At 51.1% G+C, this 17604-nt stretch carries 15 protein-coding genes; 14 read left to right on the top strand and 1 reads right to left on the bottom strand.

The window, feature by feature from the left end:
• Positions 1 to 174: 174 nt before the first annotated feature.
• The 9 genes from sdhC to sucD all read left to right on the top strand — a co-directional run bounded on the left by sdhC (position 175) and on the right by sucD (position 11907).
• Positions 175 to 549, top strand: coding sequence for a succinate dehydrogenase, cytochrome b556 subunit (gene sdhC / locus G8770_RS02535; protein ID WP_167181472.1), 375 nt, complete (start codon positions 175 to 177; stop codon positions 547 to 549).
• Positions 543 to 911 (top strand): succinate dehydrogenase, hydrophobic membrane anchor protein, encoded by a 369-nt coding sequence (gene sdhD / locus G8770_RS02530; RefSeq protein WP_167181470.1) that lies wholly within the window; start codon positions 543 to 545, stop codon positions 909 to 911. The genes sdhC and sdhD overlap by 7 nt, the downstream gene beginning before the upstream one ends.
• Before the next feature lie 3 nt (positions 912 to 914).
• Positions 915 to 2687: a succinate dehydrogenase flavoprotein subunit gene (sdhA, locus tag G8770_RS02525; protein ID WP_167181468.1), complete on the top strand. Its 1773-nt coding sequence runs from the start codon at positions 915 to 917 to the stop codon at positions 2685 to 2687.
• A gap of 18 nt (positions 2688 to 2705) precedes the next feature.
• Positions 2706 to 3410 (top strand): succinate dehydrogenase iron-sulfur subunit, encoded by a 705-nt coding sequence (locus G8770_RS02520; protein WP_167181466.1) that lies wholly within the window; start codon positions 2706 to 2708, stop codon positions 3408 to 3410.
• Positions 3411 to 3901: 491 nt separating this feature from the next.
• Positions 3902 to 6736, top strand: coding sequence for a 2-oxoglutarate dehydrogenase E1 component (locus G8770_RS02515; protein WP_167181464.1), 2835 nt, complete (start codon positions 3902 to 3904; stop codon positions 6734 to 6736).
• Positions 6737 to 6820: 84 nt separating this feature from the next.
• Positions 6821 to 8020: a 2-oxoglutarate dehydrogenase complex dihydrolipoyllysine-residue succinyltransferase gene (gene odhB / locus G8770_RS02510; protein WP_167181462.1), complete on the top strand. Its 1200-nt coding sequence runs from the start codon at positions 6821 to 6823 to the stop codon at positions 8018 to 8020.
• 221 nt (positions 8021 to 8241) lie between these two features.
• Complete coding sequence (gene lpdA / locus G8770_RS02505; protein WP_167181460.1) at positions 8242 to 9684, top strand: dihydrolipoyl dehydrogenase; 1443 nt, start codon at positions 8242 to 8244, stop codon at positions 9682 to 9684.
• 172 nt (positions 9685 to 9856) lie between these two features.
• Positions 9857 to 11020 (top strand): ADP-forming succinate--CoA ligase subunit beta, encoded by a 1164-nt coding sequence (gene sucC / locus G8770_RS02500; RefSeq protein ID WP_167181458.1) that lies wholly within the window; start codon positions 9857 to 9859, stop codon positions 11018 to 11020.
• Between the two features lie 14 nt (positions 11021 to 11034).
• Positions 11035 to 11907 (top strand): succinate--CoA ligase subunit alpha, encoded by an 873-nt coding sequence (gene sucD, locus G8770_RS02495; RefSeq protein ID WP_167181456.1) that lies wholly within the window; start codon positions 11035 to 11037, stop codon positions 11905 to 11907.
• Positions 11908 to 12066: 159 nt separating this feature from the next.
• On the opposite strand, the gene G8770_RS02490 is transcribed toward sucD, so the two are convergent.
• The gene (locus tag G8770_RS02490) at positions 12067 to 12591 is read right to left on the bottom strand and encodes a hypothetical protein (protein WP_167181454.1); all 525 of its coding nucleotides are present in this window, start codon (positions 12589 to 12591) and stop codon (positions 12067 to 12069) included.
• Positions 12592 to 12834: 243 nt separating this feature from the next.
• Between G8770_RS02490 and G8770_RS02485 the strand changes: the two genes are divergently transcribed.
• The 5 genes from G8770_RS02485 (at position 12835) to G8770_RS02465 (ending at position 17531) form a co-directional block, all read left to right on the top strand.
• Positions 12835 to 13338 carry a PaaI family thioesterase gene (locus tag G8770_RS02485; protein WP_167181452.1) on the top strand — a complete coding sequence of 168 codons (504 nt, stop codon included), beginning with the start codon at positions 12835 to 12837 and terminating at the stop codon, positions 13336 to 13338.
• Positions 13335 to 13766: a hotdog domain-containing protein gene (locus G8770_RS24315; protein WP_167181450.1), complete on the top strand. Its 432-nt coding sequence runs from the start codon at positions 13335 to 13337 to the stop codon at positions 13764 to 13766. The genes G8770_RS02485 and G8770_RS24315 overlap by 4 nt, the downstream gene beginning before the upstream one ends.
• Positions 13767 to 13984: 218 nt before the next feature.
• On the top strand, positions 13985 to 15886 hold the full coding sequence (gene htpG / locus G8770_RS02475; protein WP_167181448.1) for a molecular chaperone HtpG: 1902 nt from the start codon (positions 13985 to 13987) through the stop codon (positions 15884 to 15886).
• Positions 15887 to 16154: 268 nt separating this feature from the next.
• Entirely contained in the window at positions 16155 to 17174 is a 1020-nt protein-coding gene (locus G8770_RS02470) for an NAD(P)H-dependent glycerol-3-phosphate dehydrogenase (RefSeq protein ID WP_167181446.1), read from the top strand.
• A gap of 75 nt (positions 17175 to 17249) precedes the next feature.
• The gene (locus G8770_RS02465) at positions 17250 to 17531 is read left to right on the top strand and encodes a DUF4389 domain-containing protein (RefSeq protein WP_167181444.1); all 282 of its coding nucleotides are present in this window, start codon (positions 17250 to 17252) and stop codon (positions 17529 to 17531) included.
• Positions 17532 to 17604: the final 73 nt, after the last annotated feature.

The raw sequence follows: 17604 nt of genomic DNA, 5'->3' as shown, positions 1-17604 counted from the left end.
TGAAAAGCCGTTATTTTGTTGTTTTTTTACAGGCGGATCTTTATAATTTTGCGCGTCTTGCAAGAGGCCCGTTGGCAGTTCCAGTGTCGAATGCCTATGCTTGGGGGATATATGCAGCTTTAGCTGTAGACTACATAATGCCTGTTTAAAGGCGCAAAAAGGTGTGACTCAACCGTGAACAAGAACAGACCTGTCAATCTTGACCTTGCCACAATAAAACTTCCTATAACCGCCTATGTTTCAATTCTGCATCGTGTTTCGGGTGTAATCCTGTTTGCCGGTGTTGCGATATTGCTTTGTATGCTGGACGCCAGTTTGGAGTCTGCGGAGAGCTTTGCTGCATTAAAAGAAGGGCTGCAGAATCCAATCTACCAATTCCTCATCTGGGGCACGCTCGCTGCGTTGGCTTACCACATGGTGGCGGGGATTCGTCATCTGATTATGGATTGCGGGATTGGTGAAAGTCTCGAAGGTGGACAGACTGGTGCGAAAATCGCTCTGGTTGTAGCCGTTGTATTGATCGTATTGGCAGGGGTATGGGTATGGTAACCGCAGTAACAAGTTTTGGCCGCAGCGGCCTTTATGACTGGATGATTCAGCGTATAAGCGCCATTGCCATGGCAGCTTATGTGATATTTCTGGTTGGTTTTATTCTTTCTACTCCCGAAGTGGGTTACGAACAGTGGAAAGATCTCTATAGCCAGCTCTGGATGCGCGTCTTTAGTTTGATCACTTTGCTCTCCCTGGCAGCACACGCCTGGATTGGTTTGTGGGCTGTTTTAACCGATTACCTGACGAATCGTATGATGGGCGCAAAAGCGACTGTCTTGCGTGTTTTAGCACAAGTTGTGCTGGGTGTGGTCACTGTGACTTACACCGTTTGGGGTGTCGAAATTCTCTGGGGGTTTTAAGTAATGTCTAACATGCGTACGATTTCTTTTGACGGTATTGTGATCGGTGGCGGTGGCGCTGGTATGCGTGCCGCACTGCAGCTGGCACAGTCTGGCTACAAAACCGCAGTAATTACCAAAGTTTTTCCCACTCGCTCGCACACCGTATCCGCCCAGGGCGGCATTACCTGTGCGATTGCCTCTGACGATCCCAATGATGATTGGCGCTGGCACATGTACGATACCGTAAAGGGATCTGATTACATCGGTGACCAGGACGCTATCGAATACATGTGTAATGTCGGCCCCGAAGCGGTTTATGAGCTCGACCATATGGGCATGCCGTTCTCCCGCACTGAAAAAGGTCGTATTTATCAGCGTCCTTTTGGTGGTCAGTCGAAAGACTTTGGGCGCGGTGGCCAGGCGGCACGTACCTGTGCTGCTGCTGACCGTACCGGTCACGCTCTGTTGCACACGCTTTATCAGGGTAACGTGAAAAACAACACCGTGTTCCTGAATGAGTGGTTTGCTGTCGATCTGGTTAAGAACCAGGATGGCGTGGTCACCGGTGTGATTGCCATGAACATCGAAGATGGCGAAGTGGTTTACGTTAAGTCGAAAGCGACTGTCTTTGCTACTGGTGGTGCGGGTCGTATCTACGCCTCTACCACGAATGCCCACATCAATACCGGTGACGGTATCGGTATGTCTCTGCGTGCAGGCTTCCCTGTACAGGATATTGAAATGTGGCAGTTCCACCCTACCGGTATCGCTGGAGCGGGTGTTTTGGTGACCGAAGGTTGTCGCGGTGAAGGTGGCTACCTGGTGAATAAAGATGGCGAGCGCTTTATGGAGCGTTATGCTCCAAACGCCAAAGATCTCGCCGGTCGTGATGTTGTGGCGCGCTCCATGGTGCTGGAAATCCTGGACGGTCGTGGCTGTGGCCCTGAAGGCGATCACGTCTTCCTGAAGCTGGATCATCTGGGTGAAGAAACCCTGAATGCCAAGTTGCCGGGGATTCTGGAACTGTCCCGTACCTTCGCTCACGCGGACCCAGTAAAAGAGCCGATTCCAGTGGTTCCAACCTGTCACTATATGATGGGTGGTATCCCGACTAATGTTGACGGTCAGGCACTGACTCAGGGTGCTGACGGTAACGACAAGATCATTGAAGGCTTCTACGCCTGTGGTGAGGTGGCTTGTGTGTCCGTTCACGGCGCTAACCGCCTGGGCGGTAACTCGCTGCTGGATCTGGTGGTCTTTGGTCGCGCTTCAGGCCTGTTTATCGAAAAGGCGCTGCGCGAGGGTATCGATCACCGTGACGCCACGGAATCTGACCTGGAAGCCGCGATGTCACGCCTGAACAAGGTGAACAACACCAACAATGGTGAAAATGCATCCGTCTTGCGCAAAGAGCTGCAGGGCGTAATGCAGAACCACTTCGGTGTGTTCCGTAAAGGTGAGTTCATGCAGGAAGGGATCAAGAAATTGGCCGATCTGCGTGAGCGCATTGAAAATGTTAAGCTGGACGACAAGTCCAATGCATTCAACACTGCTCGTGTTGAAGCCCTTGAGTTGCAAAACCTGTTGGAAGTGGCTGAAGCGACTGCGATTGCTGCTGAAGAGCGCAAAGAGTCTCGCGGAGCTCACGCTCGTGATGACTTCCAGGATCGCGATGATGAAAATTGGTTGTGTCACTCCATGTACTTCCCCGGTGAGAAACGTGTAGGTAAGCGTGCGGTTAACTTTGCACCAAAAACTATGGAAGCGTTCGAACCGAAGATTCGTACTTACTAAGTGGCGGAGAGCAGAATTATGTTGAAAGTAGAAGTTTATCGTTACAACCCTGAAACTGACGAAGCGCCGTACATGCAAAAGTACGAGCTGGATACTCAGGGTAAAGATCTGATGGTACTGGATGTGCTGGAAATGCTGAAAGCCCAGGATCCAAGTCTGGCTTTCCGTCGCTCCTGCCGTGAAGGTGTGTGCGGTTCAGATGGTATGAACATCAGTGGCAAGAATGGTTTGGCTTGTGTGAAGCCGCTGTCAGAGTGTGTGAAGAACAACACTCTGATTTTACGGCCGTTACCGGGGCTTCCGGTTATTCGTGATCTGGTGATTGATATGAGCCAGTTCTATGCACAGTACAAGAAAATCGAGCCGTACTTGCAGAATGACACCCCGGCTCCAGCGATTGAGCGTTTGCAGTCGCCGGAAGATCGCGCCAAGCTGGACGGCTTGTACGAGTGTATTCTTTGTGCATGTTGTTCAACCAGTTGTCCTTCTTTCTGGTGGAATCCTGACAAGTTCATCGGACCTGCGGGCCTGCTGCAGGCATACCGCTTCCTGGCGGACAGCCGTGATACTGCTACAGAGTCACGTCTGGCTAACCTCGATGACCCGTTCAGTGTTTTCCGTTGTCACGGTATTCAGAATTGTGTGTCTGTATGCCCGAAGGGATTGAATCCAACCCGAGCCATTGGCCACATCCGTAATATGTTGATTCAAAGCGCTACTTAATCAGGCAAGCCCTCCGCAGAGAGGGCGCCTTAAGTCGTGTTGAAATTATTGTTGTGCAGAGACCCAAGCCACACCCTTGGAAACCTTATTTAAAAGATAAGGACCAATGGAGTGGCTTAATAAGAAATAAAATTTGGACCTGTTTCAATTGAAGCAGTGTTCCTAAATGAGCGAAACACTATCCACAAGATAGGGTTTTAACTGTTAGCTAATCGCTAGAAATAGTAGGGGTAATCGGTTGCCTGATAAGATTAGGCTCCGAGCTAACTGTGTGAGGTGGATAAGCAAAATCTGCTTGTTTCTCACGGGGTTCACGCACTGTTAAAGCATTTAGGCCTGTGGTCATAAATGTCTGGTGTTGTCCGAAGCAATGGTATCGTCGAGAAGGTGGTCTCATCGACGCATTGTGGAGGGTGAAGCCGTGTCAGATAGGTGGGATTCGTTGTATTTGCTTGCGCGGTAAGCACTGCCCTGTTTAAAGGTGGGCACAAATGCAAGACAGCATCATGGAGCAGCAGTGGAGCACTTCCTATTTATCCGGTGGGAATGCGTCCTATGTTGAAGATCTCTACGATACCTATTTACACGACCCGAATGCGGTTCCTGAAGAGTGGCGCAACTACTTTGATCAGTTGCCCCGTATAGAAGGGGTCGTTTCTCAAGATACTCCTCACTCCGTTATCCGTGAACACTTTGAACTGCTCGGTAAGAATCGTGCACGTCCGTTGGCCGCCCCTGGCTCGGGTGGTGCGAATGTCGAACATGAGCGTAAGCAGGTTAAAGTTGTCCAGTTAATCAGCTCTTATCGCTTTCGCGGTCATCAAAAAGCAAATCTCGACCCTCTGGGATTGATGGAACGTGAACAGGTGCCGGATCTGGATCTATCGTTTCACGGATTAACACCCGCAGATCTCGATACCGTTTTTCAAACCGCAAATACTTTTTTCGGTAAAGAAGAAGCCCCTCTGCGTGAAATCATTGAGGCTCTGGAGCAGACCTACTGTGGTTCTGTGGGCCCGGAGATTATGCACATCACTAACTTCGCTGAGAAGCAGTGGTTGCAACAGCGTCTTGAGAGCGTCCGCTCCAACCCCAACTTTGAAATTGACTTCCGTAAGCATGTGCTTGAGCGCCTGACTGCGGCAGAAGGGCTTGAGCGTCACCTGGACAGTAAATACCCCGGTACCAAACGCTTTGGCCTGGAAGGTGGGGAAAGCTTTATCCCATTGCTGGATGGCTTGATTCGCCGCGCCGGTGAGCACGGAGCGAAAGAAATCGTGTTGGGTATGGCCCACCGTGGTCGTTTGAATACTCTGGTCAATACTCTGGGTAAAAACCCGGCGGACTTGTTCGATGAGTTTGAAGGTAAGCGCATTATCGACAGCTCCGGCGATGTGAAATACCACCAGGGTTTCTCCTCCAACGTCATGACTCCCGGCGGTGAAGTGCATTTGGCTATGTCCTTTAACCCGTCTCACCTGGAGATCGTTTCGCCGGTGGTTGAGGGTTCGGTGCGTGCACGTCAGGATCGACGCGATGACGTTCTGGGGAATAAGGTGGTTCCAATTTCGGTTCACGGTGATGCTGCGTTTGCAGGTCAGGGCGTGGTCATGGAAACCTTCCAGATGTCGCAGACGCGTGCTTATTACACTGGCGGCACCATTCATATTGTGATCAATAACCAGGTCGGCTTCACCACCAGTCGTCGTGAAGATGCGCGTTCCACACAATATTGTACCGATGTGGCGAAAGTCATCGAAGCTCCCATCTTTCATGTAAATGCGGATGATCCAGAGGCGGTGATGTTTGTCACCTTGTTGGCCATGGACTACCGCTATGAGTTTAAGAAAGATGTGGTTATCGATTTGGTGTGTTACCGCCGTCGTGGTCACAATGAAACCGATGAGCCTTCATCGACTCAGCCAATGATGTACCAAACCATCCGCAAGCATAAGACTACCCGTACGTTGCTGGCCGAAAAAATGGTGACAGAAGGTGTCGTCACCCAGGCGGAAGCCGACCAGATGACTAACGACTATCGTGCGGCACTGGATCGTGGCGAGCACGTAGCCAAAGGGTTGGTCACTGAGCCAGATCAGTCCCTGTTTGTCGATTGGGGACCGTACATTGGCCATGGTTGGAAAACCCCTGCGGATACCGGCTATGACCTGAAAGCGCTGCAGGAACTGGCGCAAAAAATGTGTGACATCCCGGACGGCATTCAGGTGCAGCGCCAGGTTAAAAAGATTTATGACGATCGCCGCAAAATGGCCAATGGGGCTATGCCGATCAACTGGGGTATGGCAGAAACCCTGGCTTACGCCACCATTTTGGAGCAGGGCTCACGTGTTCGCTTAACCGGTCAGGATGTGGGGCGTGGTACTTTTTCCCACCGCCATGCGGTCATTCATAACCAAAAAGACGGCACCAGCTATGAACCCCTGAACAATCTGCAAGAAGAGCAGCCGGAATTCAACATCTTCGACTCCTTTCTGTCAGAAGAGGCGGTGCTGGCGTTTGAATACGGTTATGCGACCACGACACCCAATGCGTTAGTCATTTGGGAGGCCCAGTTTGGTGACTTTGCCAACGGCGCCCAGGTTGTGATCGACCAGTTCATTACCAGCGGTGAGCACAAATGGGGACGCTTGTGTGGTTTGACTATGTTGTTGCCGCACGGCTACGAAGGGCAGGGGCCGGAGCATTCCTCTGCTCGTCTTGAGCGCTTCATGCAATTGTGTGCCGAACACAATATCCAGGTGTGCATTCCTACTACTCCCGCGCAGGTGTTCCACATGCTGCGTCGTCAGGCGATTCGACCAATGCGTCGTCCATTGGTGGTAATGAGTCCCAAGTGGATTCTGCGTCACAAGTTGGCAACTTCCACGCTGGAAGAGCTGGCAAGCGGCACCTTCCAGAACGTGATCGGTGAGCAGGAACTGGTCCCTGAAAATGTAAAACGTGCCGTTCTGTGTAGTGGTAAGGTTTATTACCACTTGCTGGAAGCGCGTATGGAAGGCGGACAGGATGATGTGGCTCTGGTTCGCCTTGAACAGCTTTACCCCTTCCCGGAAGAGGAATTGATGGCAGCTCTTAAGCCGTTTAAAAACCTCAAAGAAGTCGTTTGGTGTCAGGAAGAGCCGATGAATCAGGGGGCGTGGTACAGCAGTCAGCACCATATGCGTCGTGTGCTGCAGGACTTGAACCCGAATCTATACCTCAGCTATGTCGGACGCAGTGCTTCCGCAGCTCCGGCGGCGGGTTACATGTCTGTTCACATGGAAGAGCAAAATCGATTTATCGCCGAAGCGTTAACGGTTGAATAAATTGGGTGAACTAATTTGAGACAGTGGCTCGTTAGTGGGCCCGGTTAGACAAAATTGTTAGCGATACGCTAAAGGAATATCAGAATGACTATCGAAATTAAAGCTCCAACTTTTCCTGAATCTGTACAGGATGGCACCGTAGCGACCTGGCACAAGCAGCCAGGTGAGGCGGTTTCCCGCGATGAGTTGATTGTGGATATCGAAACTGACAAAGTGGTTTTGGAAGTGGTTGCACCGGCTGACGGTTCTATCGCTGAGATCATCAAGGGTGAAGGCGAAACCATTTTAAGCAACGAAGTGATTGCTAAATTTGTGGCGGGTGAGGCAGCTGCCGCCGCTGCTCCTGCTGCGACTGAAGTTGAGGCCGCTGTGGCCACAGGTGGCGCTGCCGCTGCAAGCCCTTCGGCACGCAAACTGGCTGAAGAAAAGGGCGTAGACCTGACCTTGGTGGCAGGTTCAGGTAAAGACGGACGTATTACCAAAGAAGATGTGGTCAATGCTCCTGTTGCAGCTCCTGCTGCCGCTCCGGTTGCCGCTGCACCAGCGCCTGCACCTGCAGCGCCTGTTGTGATGGTCGGAGAGCGTATTGAGAAACGCGTACCAATGACGCGTATGCGTAAGCGTATCGCTGAGCGTCTGATGGAAACCTGTCAGGGTACGGCCATGTTGACCACCTTTAACGAGGTGAACATGGCGCCGGTTATGGAGTTGCGCAACAAATACAAGGCTCAGTTCGAGAAGTCTCACAATGGCACGCGTCTGGGTTTTATGGGCTTCTTCGTGAAGGCCGCGGTTGAAGCCTTGCGTCGCTTCCCGGCGGTGAACGCCTCGATTGATGGTGATGACATTGTGTATCACGGCTATCAGGATGTCAGCGTTGCTGTGTCGACTGAAAAAGGTCTGGTTGTTCCTGTTTTGCGTGACGCAGGCGACATGAGCCTGGCAACGGTTGAAAATACCATTCGGGATTTTGGTATTCGCGCCCAGGCCGGCAAATTGACCATGGACGAAATGACCGGTGGAACCTTCTCCATCACCAACGGTGGGGTATTTGGCTCCCTGATGTCCACGCCTATCCTGAATCAGCCGCAAGCCGCCATTTTGGGTATGCACTCCATCAAAGAGCGCCCGATGGCCGTTGACGGCGAAGTGAAGATTTTGCCAATGATGTACCTGGCTCTGTCTTACGATCACCGCCTGATTGATGGTAAAGACGCTGTGCAGTTCCTGGTCGCCATCAAAGAAATGATTGAAGATCCAGCCCGTATTTTGTTGGAGCTGTAAGCTCTTGTGCTGAAGCTGCAGACCGCACCAAAGCGAGTTTGCAGCGTCAACTGCCTGTAGCGCCGGCACGGGCAGCTGTTAACACAGCCTGTCAGAAACACACCGGGTAATAAAACAGGTGATAACGACAATAGAAAAGATCGCCAAGGCGGCTGTTTTCATACAGCTGTCATGGGATGTCGTTATGACAACATTTACATTTAAAGAGTTAGGGTACATTTATGTCGGATAAGTATGATGTGATCGTCATTGGTTCAGGTCCAGCAGGATATGTTGCTGCCATTCGCGCGGCGCAGTTGGGTCTGAAAACGGCCTGTATCGAAAAGTGGAAAGACGACAAGGGCAAAGGCGTCAATGGTGGCACCTGCCTGAACGTTGGTTGCATTCCTTCTAAGGCTCTGTTGGACAGCTCACATAAATATCACGACGCTAAAGCCGCTTATGAAGCGCACGGCATCACCACCGGTGAGGTGTCGATTGATGTGCCAACCATGATTGCCCGCAAAGAAAAAGTGGTTAAGCAAATGTCCGGTGGTATTGGCGGACTGTTTCAGGCCAATAAAGTCACTGCTTTGTACGGTACGGGCAAGCTGCTGGCGGGGCGTAAAGTGGAATTCACCGATAATGATGGCAAGGTTGAGACTCTGGAAGCGGAAAATGTGATTCTGGCTTCCGGTTCTGTGCCGGTGAATATTCCCATGGCCCCGGTTGATAATGACGTCATTGTGGATTCCACTGGCGCTCTGGAATTTCAGGAAGTACCGAAGCGTTTGGGCGTAATTGGCGCAGGGGTCATCGGTCTGGAGTTGGGCAGTGTCTGGAGTCGCCTGGGGGCTGACGTAGTTTGCCTTGAGGCAATGGACGACTTTTTGGCGATGATGGATCAGCAGATTGCCAAAGAAGCGAAAAAGATCCTGTCCAAACAAGGTTTGGATATTCGACTGAGCTGTCGCGTGACCGGCACCGAGGTGAAGGGTAAAGAAGTTGAAGTTACCTACACCGATAAAGACGGCAATGAGCAGAAAGAAACATTTGATAAGCTAATTGTCTGTGTTGGACGTCGTCCTTATACCGAGGGGCTGCTGTCAGGTGACAGTGGGGTAAACCTTGACGAGCGTGGCTTTATTTACGTCAATGACCTGTGTTCCACGAACGCCCCGGGCGTTTGGGCGGTTGGCGACGTGGTCCGCGGCCCGATGTTGGCGCATAAAGGCTCGGAAGAGGGCGTTATGGTGGCTGAGCGCATCGCCGGTCAGAAACCGCTGTTGAATTATGATATCATCCCCAACGTTATTTATACCCACCCTGAGGTGGCCTCTGTTGGCCGCACTGAGGAGCAGATTAAAGCCGATGGCGAAGACTATAATGTGGGAACTTTCCCATTTGTCGCAGTGGGTCGTGCTGTAGCAGCCGACGAAGCTGAGGGCATGGTCAAAATGATCGCCGACGCAAAGACAGATCGTGTATTGGGCTGCCATATTGTGGGGCCGAGTGCATCTGATTTAGTGCAGCAGGTAGCTATTGCCATGGAGTTTGGCTCGACTGCTGAGGACATTGGAATGACTGTGTTTGGTCATCCGACCTTCTCAGAAGCTGTTAAGGAAGCTGCCTTGGCGGTGAATGGCCACGCTATTCACATGCCAAACCGTAAGAAGCGTAAATAAAAACAGTAATGCGCTCTAGGGGAAACGTCACAGTTGATTAGCACTGCCGGGTTATTCTTGAACGAGTAATCCGGCAGCGTGCAACTTGGGGTTTCGGTCCTGACGGCCAGAGCTGATCTGGTCATAATAGAAATAATCGAGCGCCAATGGCGCGAGTGGATGGAACGTAGACATGAACTTGCATGAGTATCAGGGTAAGCAGTTATTCGCCGAATATGGCCTGCCTGTTTCCAAAGGCATTGCCGCTGCTACACCAGCAGAAGCTGTTGCTGCTGCCGATGTGATCGGTGGCGATAAATTTGTTGTTAAAGCTCAGGTTCACGCTGGCGGCCGAGGTAAAGCGGGCGGTGTGAAACTGGTTAGCAGCAAAGCTGAAATTGAAGAGTTTTCCAAAAAATGGCTGGGCAATCGCCTGGTGACTTATCAGACTGACGAAAAAGGTCAGCCGGTAAGCCGCATTCTGGTTGAGCCTTGCACTGACATTGCTCAGGAACTGTACCTGGGTGCTGTTGTTGACCGCTCCAGCCGTCGCATCGTTTTCATGGCATCCACCGAAGGTGGTGTTGAAATTGAGAAGGTTGCAGAAGAAACTCCAGAAAAAATCCTGAAAGCGACTATCGATCCACTGACTGGCGCTCAGCCATATCAGGCTCGTGATCTGGCCTTCAAACTGGGTCTGGAAGGTAAGCAAATTAAGCAATTTACCCAGATCTTCCTGGGTTTGGCCAAGATGTTCAAAGAGAAAGATCTGGCATTGCTGGAAATTAACCCTCTGGTTATTACCCCTGCCGATGACCTGCACTGCCTGGACGCTAAAATCGTTCTGGATGGCAACGCTCTGTACCGTCACCCTGAGCTGAGTGAGATGAACGATCCAACTCAGGAAGACGAGCGTGAAGCCAATGCGGCTAAGTGGGATCTGAACTACGTGGCTCTCGATGGTAACATCGGCTGCATGGTAAATGGTGCGGGTCTGGCCATGGGTACCATGGATATCGTTAAACTGCACGGCGGCAATCCAGCTAACTTCCTGGATGTTGGCGGCGGTGCAACCAAAGAACGCGTTATCGAAGCATTCAAAATCATTTTGTCTGATACCAATGTTGAAGCCGTACTGATCAACATTTTCGGTGGTATCGTTCGCTGTGACCTGATCGCTGAAGGCGTTATCGGTGCTGTTGAAGAAGTGGGTGTTAAAGTGCCTGTCGTTGTTCGCCTGGAAGGTAACAACGCTGACTTGGGCGCGAAAGTACTGGCTGAAAGCGGTCTGAATATTATTGCTGCAACTAGCTTGACCGATGCTGCAGAGCAAGTTGTTAAAGCGGCTAAAGGTTAATAAGGGGCGAGCAAATGAGCGTATTAATTAACAAAGATACTAAAGTAATCTGCCAGGGCTTCACCGGTTCTCAGGGCACTATGCATTCTGAGCAAGCGATTGCCTACGGCACCAAAATGGTTGGTGGTGTAACGCCAGGTAAAGGTGGCACTACTCACCTGGGCTTGCCCGTTTTTAACACCGTAGCTGAAGCGGTTGAAGCCACTGGTGCTGACGCCTCTGTGATCTACGTACCGGCGCCTTTCTGTAAGGATTCTATCCTGGAAGCGGCGAACGGCGGAATCAAGCTGATCGTTTGTATCACTGAGCACATTCCTGTGATGGACATGCTGGAATGTAAAGTCAAGTGTGACGAGTTGGGTGTGCGTTTGATCGGCCCTAACTGCCCAGGTGTGATTACTCCGGGTGAGTGTAAGATCGGCATCATGCCAGGTCACATCCACCTGCCAGGTAAAGTGGGTATTGTTTCCCGCTCTGGTACCCTGACCTATGAAGCGGTTAAGCAAACCACTGATTACGGTTTTGGTCAGTCTACTTGCGTAGGTATTGGTGGTGACCCGATCCCGGGTACCAACTTCATCGACGTACTGGAGATGTTCCAGAACGACCCACAGACTGAAGCCATCGTTATGATCGGTGAAATCGGTGGTTCTGCGGAAGAAGAAGCGGCTGCATACATCAAGGCGAACGTAACCAAGCCTGTTGTGTCTTACATCGCCGGTGTAACTGCTCCAGCAGGTAAGCGTATGGGTCACGCCGGTGCGATTATCTCTGGTGGTAAAGGTACTGCTGACGAGAAGTTTGCTGCTCTGGAAGATGCGGGTGTTAAAACCGTTCGCTCTTTGGCCGGAATCGGTGACGCACTGAAGGAATTGACCGGCTGGTAATCGCTGGTTACATGGCTTACACAGCATGACTTCAAAAAAGGCTGCACTTGTGCAGCCTTTTTTTCGATTTAACCTTTTCGAACCTCGAACCTCGAACCTCGAACCTCGAACCTCGAACCTCGAACCTCGAACCTCGAACCTCGAACCTCGAACCTGTCTTTATAGATCCTCGTTGGCATCACCCACAAAAAAATAGGTCGTCCATTCCTGCTTGATGGCGCCATTGGTTTCCACTGCCTGAATGGCAACGGTTGTGTCAGTGTCAGGGCGAGTGAAGGTTGCCTTGAGGCCATTACCGATCTTGCGTGGGCGCTCCGAAAGTTGCCAGCTGTTGCCCAGACACGATTGGGTGAGTTCTTTGGCTGTGGCGAAATGCTCCATGGCGATCTCCTGATTTGGAGAGCTCAAATTGCACGTGTAGTTGGATTTACCGGTTCCCCAGCCCCACACCTGACAGTTCTTTCCTACCAGCTGGTAGCGAGCATCCCACACGCTGATCTTGCGGGTAGATTTCAGGTTCGTGCGAAGGTTCACGAATTTTGACGGGTGTGCGTCAATCAGGGCCAGTACCTTTTCACAGTTGGACATTTGAGCAACTGCCTGGTCTTTTGCGCTGTCGTTCATGCCACAGCCTGAGACGAGTACAGCGGTGAGCGGCAGCAGGAGGTAAGGCTTCATCATCATAATCATCCCGTTTATCGACTTATCCTTGAGTACATGAGGTATAGCATAAGCTGTTTTTAAAGTGTACAGCTTAAGATCACTCTTAATGTATAGCACAACCGACTTGCTGGGGAAGGGGGGCTCTGCCTGTTGACTGATCTGGGCTTTAATACCACTGGCTTTGCCCGTTTGTGGCAATGCCCCGGGAGCCATTTACGTTATAATCTTTGACTTGGTTTTCGTGTAATCGAGTTGGATAGATGTATGGCGGTAGACTTAGAGGAGATTCGCAAGATGTGTGAACTCCTGATGGTGGCAAATCAGGGTGATCACTTTCATGCGCTTGGGATCAAAGTGACCGATATCCAGCGCAACAGTATCGCTATGGAGCTCGGTTATTCGGACGATATTGTCGGAAACCCCGAAACCGGGGTGATACACGGCGGAGTGATTACCGCATTGCTGGATAGCTGTTGTGGCTTTTCCGCCAGTACCGCCCTCGACGAGTTGGCCCTGACACCGACCATTGACCTGCGTATTGACCACCTGGGGCCGGCTGAGCCTCACAAGCCGGTCTATGCCGTGGGTGAGGTATACCGAGTCACTCGCTCCGTGATTTTTACTCGTGCCATTGCCCATCAGGGGGATGTGTCTCGCCCGATCGCTCAGGCGGTAGGTAATTTTTCTCGCATGGAAAAGGGGACGTTCACCGACTTTAGGCACACGATGTTGACGGCTTATGACCAAATTTTCGGAGAAGACGCGTGAGTACTATTGCACAATTGGTTGAGAATGCGCAGAAAAATGGCGACTGGAGTCCGTGTATCGAGGCCATTCCTTACGCCCGCCTGCTGGGTATTCAGTTGTCTGAAATTGAGGCCGGCGTATTTTGTTTGCCGCCGAAGAAGAGCAATATTGGTAACCCGACCTTACCGGCCCTGCATGGTGGGGCGTTAGGCGGTTTTATGGAAATGTCGGCCATTTTCCATTTGATGATGTCCATGGAGGTGCACAAGGTACCGAAAGTCGTCGATTTCAGCATTGATTATCTGAGGCCTGGCCACTTTAAAAACACCTATGCTCGCTGTGAAATTGTTCGTTTTGGTCGTAAATTGGTCAATGTGGGTGTGGACAGCTGGCAGGATGATTCGCAAAAGTTAGTGGCCAGAGCCAGGGCTCAGTTTTTAATCGACTGATCCGGCTAATTCCTGTGCAGGTTTCTTCTCTGCGGTCTGTGATCAATTTAAGGGGGCGCGACCCACATCACCCCTTGAATTCCTTTCTCCTGCCCCCATCTTCTCTGTCATAGCCAAGTGCTGTTCTAACAATGCTCTGTCATCGGCCAGTTATGGCGTGAATGGCGCATGGGTAATTTCATCTATTTACAACACAGACGTTCAGGAGCTTTTGAAAAATGACTGTGGAAGCGCAAAAAGAAACTCGTGGTTTTCAAACCGAAGCAAAGCAACTACTGCATTTGATGATTCACTCTCTTTACTCCAATAAAGAGATTTTTTTGCGGGAACTGGTGTCAAATGCTTCCGATGCTGCAGACAAGCTGCGTTTTAAAGCGTTAACCGATGACAGCCTGTACGAAGATGATTCTGAATTAGCCATCCGCATCACTTTTGATAAAGACGCCAAAACCCTCACGATCAGTGATAATGGCATCGGTATGACCCGCGAGGATGTCATTGAGCACCTGGGTACTATCGCCAAGTCTGGTACCGCCCAGTTTTTGGAAAACCTCTCTGGTGATGAGAAAAAAGATTCCCAGTTGATTGGCCAGTTTGGTGTGGGTTTCTACTCCGCATTCATCGTCGCGGATCGGGTTGAAGTCTTTACCCGCCGTGCCGGGGTTGCCACCGGCGAAGGGGTGCACTGGGAGTGTACCGGTGAGGCGGAGTTTACCGTAGAAACCATTGAGAAAGCGTCTCGTGGTACCACCATCGTTCTGCACCTGAAGCCGGAAGCGGAAGAATTCGCCGATGGCTGGCGTCTGCGTTCTATCATTAAAAAATACTCTGATCATATTTCCCTGCCTGTGATCATGCAGAAAGAGGCGATGGGCGAAGACGCTGAAAACCAGGAGCCGGAAGACGAGACGATTAACAGTGCCACAGCGCTGTGGACCCGTTCCCGCTCTGACATCAGCGACGACGAATACAAAGAATTTTACAAACATGTGTCCCACGATTTTGAAGACCCCCTGAGCTGGAGCCACAATCGGGTGGAAGGGAAGCTGGATTACACCAGCCTGCTGTATATTCCGGCGAAAGCGCCTTATGACCTCTATAACCGGGATGCATCCCGGGGTTTGAAATTGTATGTTCAGCGCACTTTTATCATGGATGACGCCGAACAATTTCTGCCGATGTACCTGCGCTTTATCAAGGGTGTGGTGGACTCCAACGACCTGTCGCTGAACGTGTCCCGTGAAATTCTTCAAAAAGATCCGAACATTGATGCCATGCGCAGTGCACTGACCAAACGTGTATTGGATATGCTGTCGAAGATGGCCAAAAACAACCCCGAAGATTATGCCAAGGTCTGGTCTGCGTTTGGTGAAGTGTTGAAAGAGGGACCCGCAGAGGATTTCACCAACCGTGAAAAAGTGGCCTCGTTGCTGCGCTTTGCCACAACCCACACCGACAAGGCGAATCAGGACCAGTCTCTGGATCAGTACCTTGAGCGCATGCAAGAGGGTCAGGATAAGATTTATTACGTGGCTGCTGAAAACTTTAATACGGCCAAAAACAGTCCGCACCTGGAGGCTCTGCGTAAGAAAAATATTGAAGTTCTGCTGTTATCTGACCGCGTGGATGAGTGGCTCATGGGCCACTTGATGGAATACAAAGACAAGAAATTCCAGGACGTTGGTAAAGGTCAGTTGGATCTGGGCGAACTGGACACCGAAGAAGATAAAAAGGCACAGGAAGAGAGCGCCAAGCAACACGAAGACCTGGTTAAACGTGTCAAAGAGGTGCTCGAATCCCGTGTCGACGATGTGCGTGTGACCAATCGTTTGACCGGCTCACCAGCCTGTCTGGTGGTGGGAGAGCATGATATGGGGGCGCAAATGCGTCGGATCCTGGAGCAGGCGGGTCAGGCTTTGCCGGAATCCAAGCCTATTTTCGAAATCAATCCGGAGCACCCGCTGGTGAACAAGCTGGATCAGGAAGCCGACGAGGATCGCTTTGCGGATTTGGCCAACATCCTCTTTGATCAGGCGAGCCTGGCTGAAGGTGGCACCCTGGAGGACCCGGCTGCTTACGTAACCCGACTCAATAAGCTGTTACTTGAGTTGAGCCACTAATCGGTGTGTTTTCTTTCCCGGTCCAAGCATTAGACCGGGAGCGAAGTCTAAAAGGGGGGCGGTGCTGATTTGGCGCTGCGTCCCTTTTTCGTTATTTCGGCCTGAATTTTTGTGTGTTCAGGTCTAGTTTTTCTATAATGGCTGCTCTTGAGTGAACACGAGTGGCTATTCTTGAATGAGTTCGCGAAGGGTTGGTTCGCCGATACTTGGTTTGAGCCTTAATGTGTCAGCGCTTCTCCTCGGAAGCCAAATTGAGCAGAATTTCAGTATGTCGAAAAAGTTAACCATCGCGGTTTTAGGCGGAGGCAGTTTTGGTACCGCAATTGCCAATATTATTGCAGTCAACGGCCACCCCACTTATTTGTGGCTGAGGGATGCCGAGCGCGCTGCGCGCAGTCAGGTCTCCCGGGAGAACCCTGAATACCTTCCGGGGTATGTGCTGGACGACAATTTAACCTTCACAGCGGATTTAGCGCAGGCTGTCGCCAGCAGTGATGTCGTGTTTATTTCTGTACCAAGTCAGTCGTTTCGGGATGTTACACGCCAGATAGCGCCCCTGCTAAAGCCTGATACTATCGTGGTCAGTACCACCAAAGGTATTGAGTTGGAGAGCTTTACCCTGATGAGTCAGATTCTGGAGCAAGAGCTGCAGAACGTGCACATTGGGGTTCTGAGTGGACCTAATTTTGCCAAAGAGATTGTCCAGCAGCAGCAGACCGGATCGGTTATCGCCAGTGATGACGATGCAGTGATTCAGTGTGTGCAGGAGATCTTGTGTTCACCGACGTTTCGGGTTTACGCCAACAAGGACCGTTATGGGGTCGAGTTGGGCGGGGCCTTGAAAAACATTTATGCCATTGTTTCCGGGCTGGCGGTAGCCGTAGGGGCCGGACAAAACACACAGGCGATGCTGTTGACTCGTAGCCTGGCAGAAATGGGGCGTTTTGCCCGTGAGCTTGGCGCTGACCCAATGACCTTTTTGGGATTGGCGGGCGTTGGCGATCTGATCCTGACCTGTACTTCTGACTTGAGCCGAAATTACCGTGTTGGACAGGCCATTGGCCAGGGCAAGACGCTGGAGCAGGCGGTTGAAGAAATTGGTCAGGTGGCGGAAGGGGTTAATACCGTCCGGATTGTTAAGCACAAAGCGGATGAGTTAGGTGTTTACATGCCATTGGTGTCGGGTATGTATGATATCTTGTTCGAACACCGTCCGTTGGCTGAAGTGGCTAAGGGATTGATGATGGGGGAGCAAAATACCGATGTGGAATATTCCGGTAAAAACTAACCCCATTTGTGCCTGAAAATCGGGTTGCGCATTACCGCAGCTTCATAACGACAGTATGCAACAAGGGATATGGCAATGGATGAGAAACTGAAATCAAATTTATTATCCAGTACACACTGGTTCCGGCTTGTGTTTATGCTGCTATTTGCCGTCATTCTCCAGGTGGCGGCCGCAGTCATGTGGATTGTGGTGATTCTGCAATTTTTGTTTTCGCTTTTTACCGGCCAGAATAATGGCAATCTGAGAAAATTCGGACATTCACTGTCCGTGTATATTTTCCAGACATGGCAGTTCTTGTGCTACAGCAGCGAAGAAAAGCCTTATCCCTTCCAGGATTGGCCAGATCAGGGCGAGTAACGGCCTGACTTGTAACCGTACCGTTTTCGGGCTGTTTGGGAACTGCGTTCATTGCGGTGTCGTGGCTCCCGGG

It is taken from the genome of Pseudomaricurvus hydrocarbonicus (assembly GCF_011602365.1).
GTDB lineage: Bacteria > Pseudomonadota > Gammaproteobacteria > Pseudomonadales > Cellvibrionaceae > Pseudomaricurvus > Pseudomaricurvus hydrocarbonicus.
This window is presented reverse-complemented; position numbering and strand designations above follow the sequence as displayed.

What these genes read in the sequence shown, in the direction of transcription:
- sdhD (WP_167181470.1), top strand. Translation starts at nt 543, where the DNA reads ATGGTAACCGCAGTAACAAGTTTTGGCCGCAGCGGCCTTTATGACTGG.
- sdhA (WP_167181468.1), top strand. Translation starts at nt 915, where the DNA reads ATGTCTAACATGCGTACGATTTCTTTTGACGGTATTGTGATCGGTGGC.
- G8770_RS02520 (WP_167181466.1), top strand. Translation starts at nt 2,706, where the DNA reads ATGTTGAAAGTAGAAGTTTATCGTTACAACCCTGAAACTGACGAAGCG.
- G8770_RS02515 (WP_167181464.1), top strand. Translation starts at nt 3,902, where the DNA reads ATGCAAGACAGCATCATGGAGCAGCAGTGGAGCACTTCCTATTTATCC.
- odhB (WP_167181462.1), top strand. Translation starts at nt 6,821, where the DNA reads ATGACTATCGAAATTAAAGCTCCAACTTTTCCTGAATCTGTACAGGAT.
- lpdA (WP_167181460.1), top strand. Translation starts at nt 8,242, where the DNA reads ATGTCGGATAAGTATGATGTGATCGTCATTGGTTCAGGTCCAGCAGGA.
- sucC (WP_167181458.1), top strand. Translation starts at nt 9,857, where the DNA reads ATGAACTTGCATGAGTATCAGGGTAAGCAGTTATTCGCCGAATATGGC.
- sucD (WP_167181456.1), top strand. Translation starts at nt 11,035, where the DNA reads ATGAGCGTATTAATTAACAAAGATACTAAAGTAATCTGCCAGGGCTTC.
- G8770_RS02490 (WP_167181454.1), bottom strand. Translation starts at nt 12,591, where the DNA reads ATGATGATGAAGCCTTACCTCCTGCTGCCGCTCACCGCTGTACTCGTC.
- G8770_RS02485 (WP_167181452.1), top strand. Translation starts at nt 12,835, where the DNA reads ATGGCGGTAGACTTAGAGGAGATTCGCAAGATGTGTGAACTCCTGATG.
- htpG (WP_167181448.1), top strand. Translation starts at nt 13,985, where the DNA reads ATGACTGTGGAAGCGCAAAAAGAAACTCGTGGTTTTCAAACCGAAGCA.
- G8770_RS02470 (WP_167181446.1), top strand. Translation starts at nt 16,155, where the DNA reads ATGTCGAAAAAGTTAACCATCGCGGTTTTAGGCGGAGGCAGTTTTGGT.
- G8770_RS02465 (WP_167181444.1), top strand. Translation starts at nt 17,250, where the DNA reads ATGGATGAGAAACTGAAATCAAATTTATTATCCAGTACACACTGGTTC.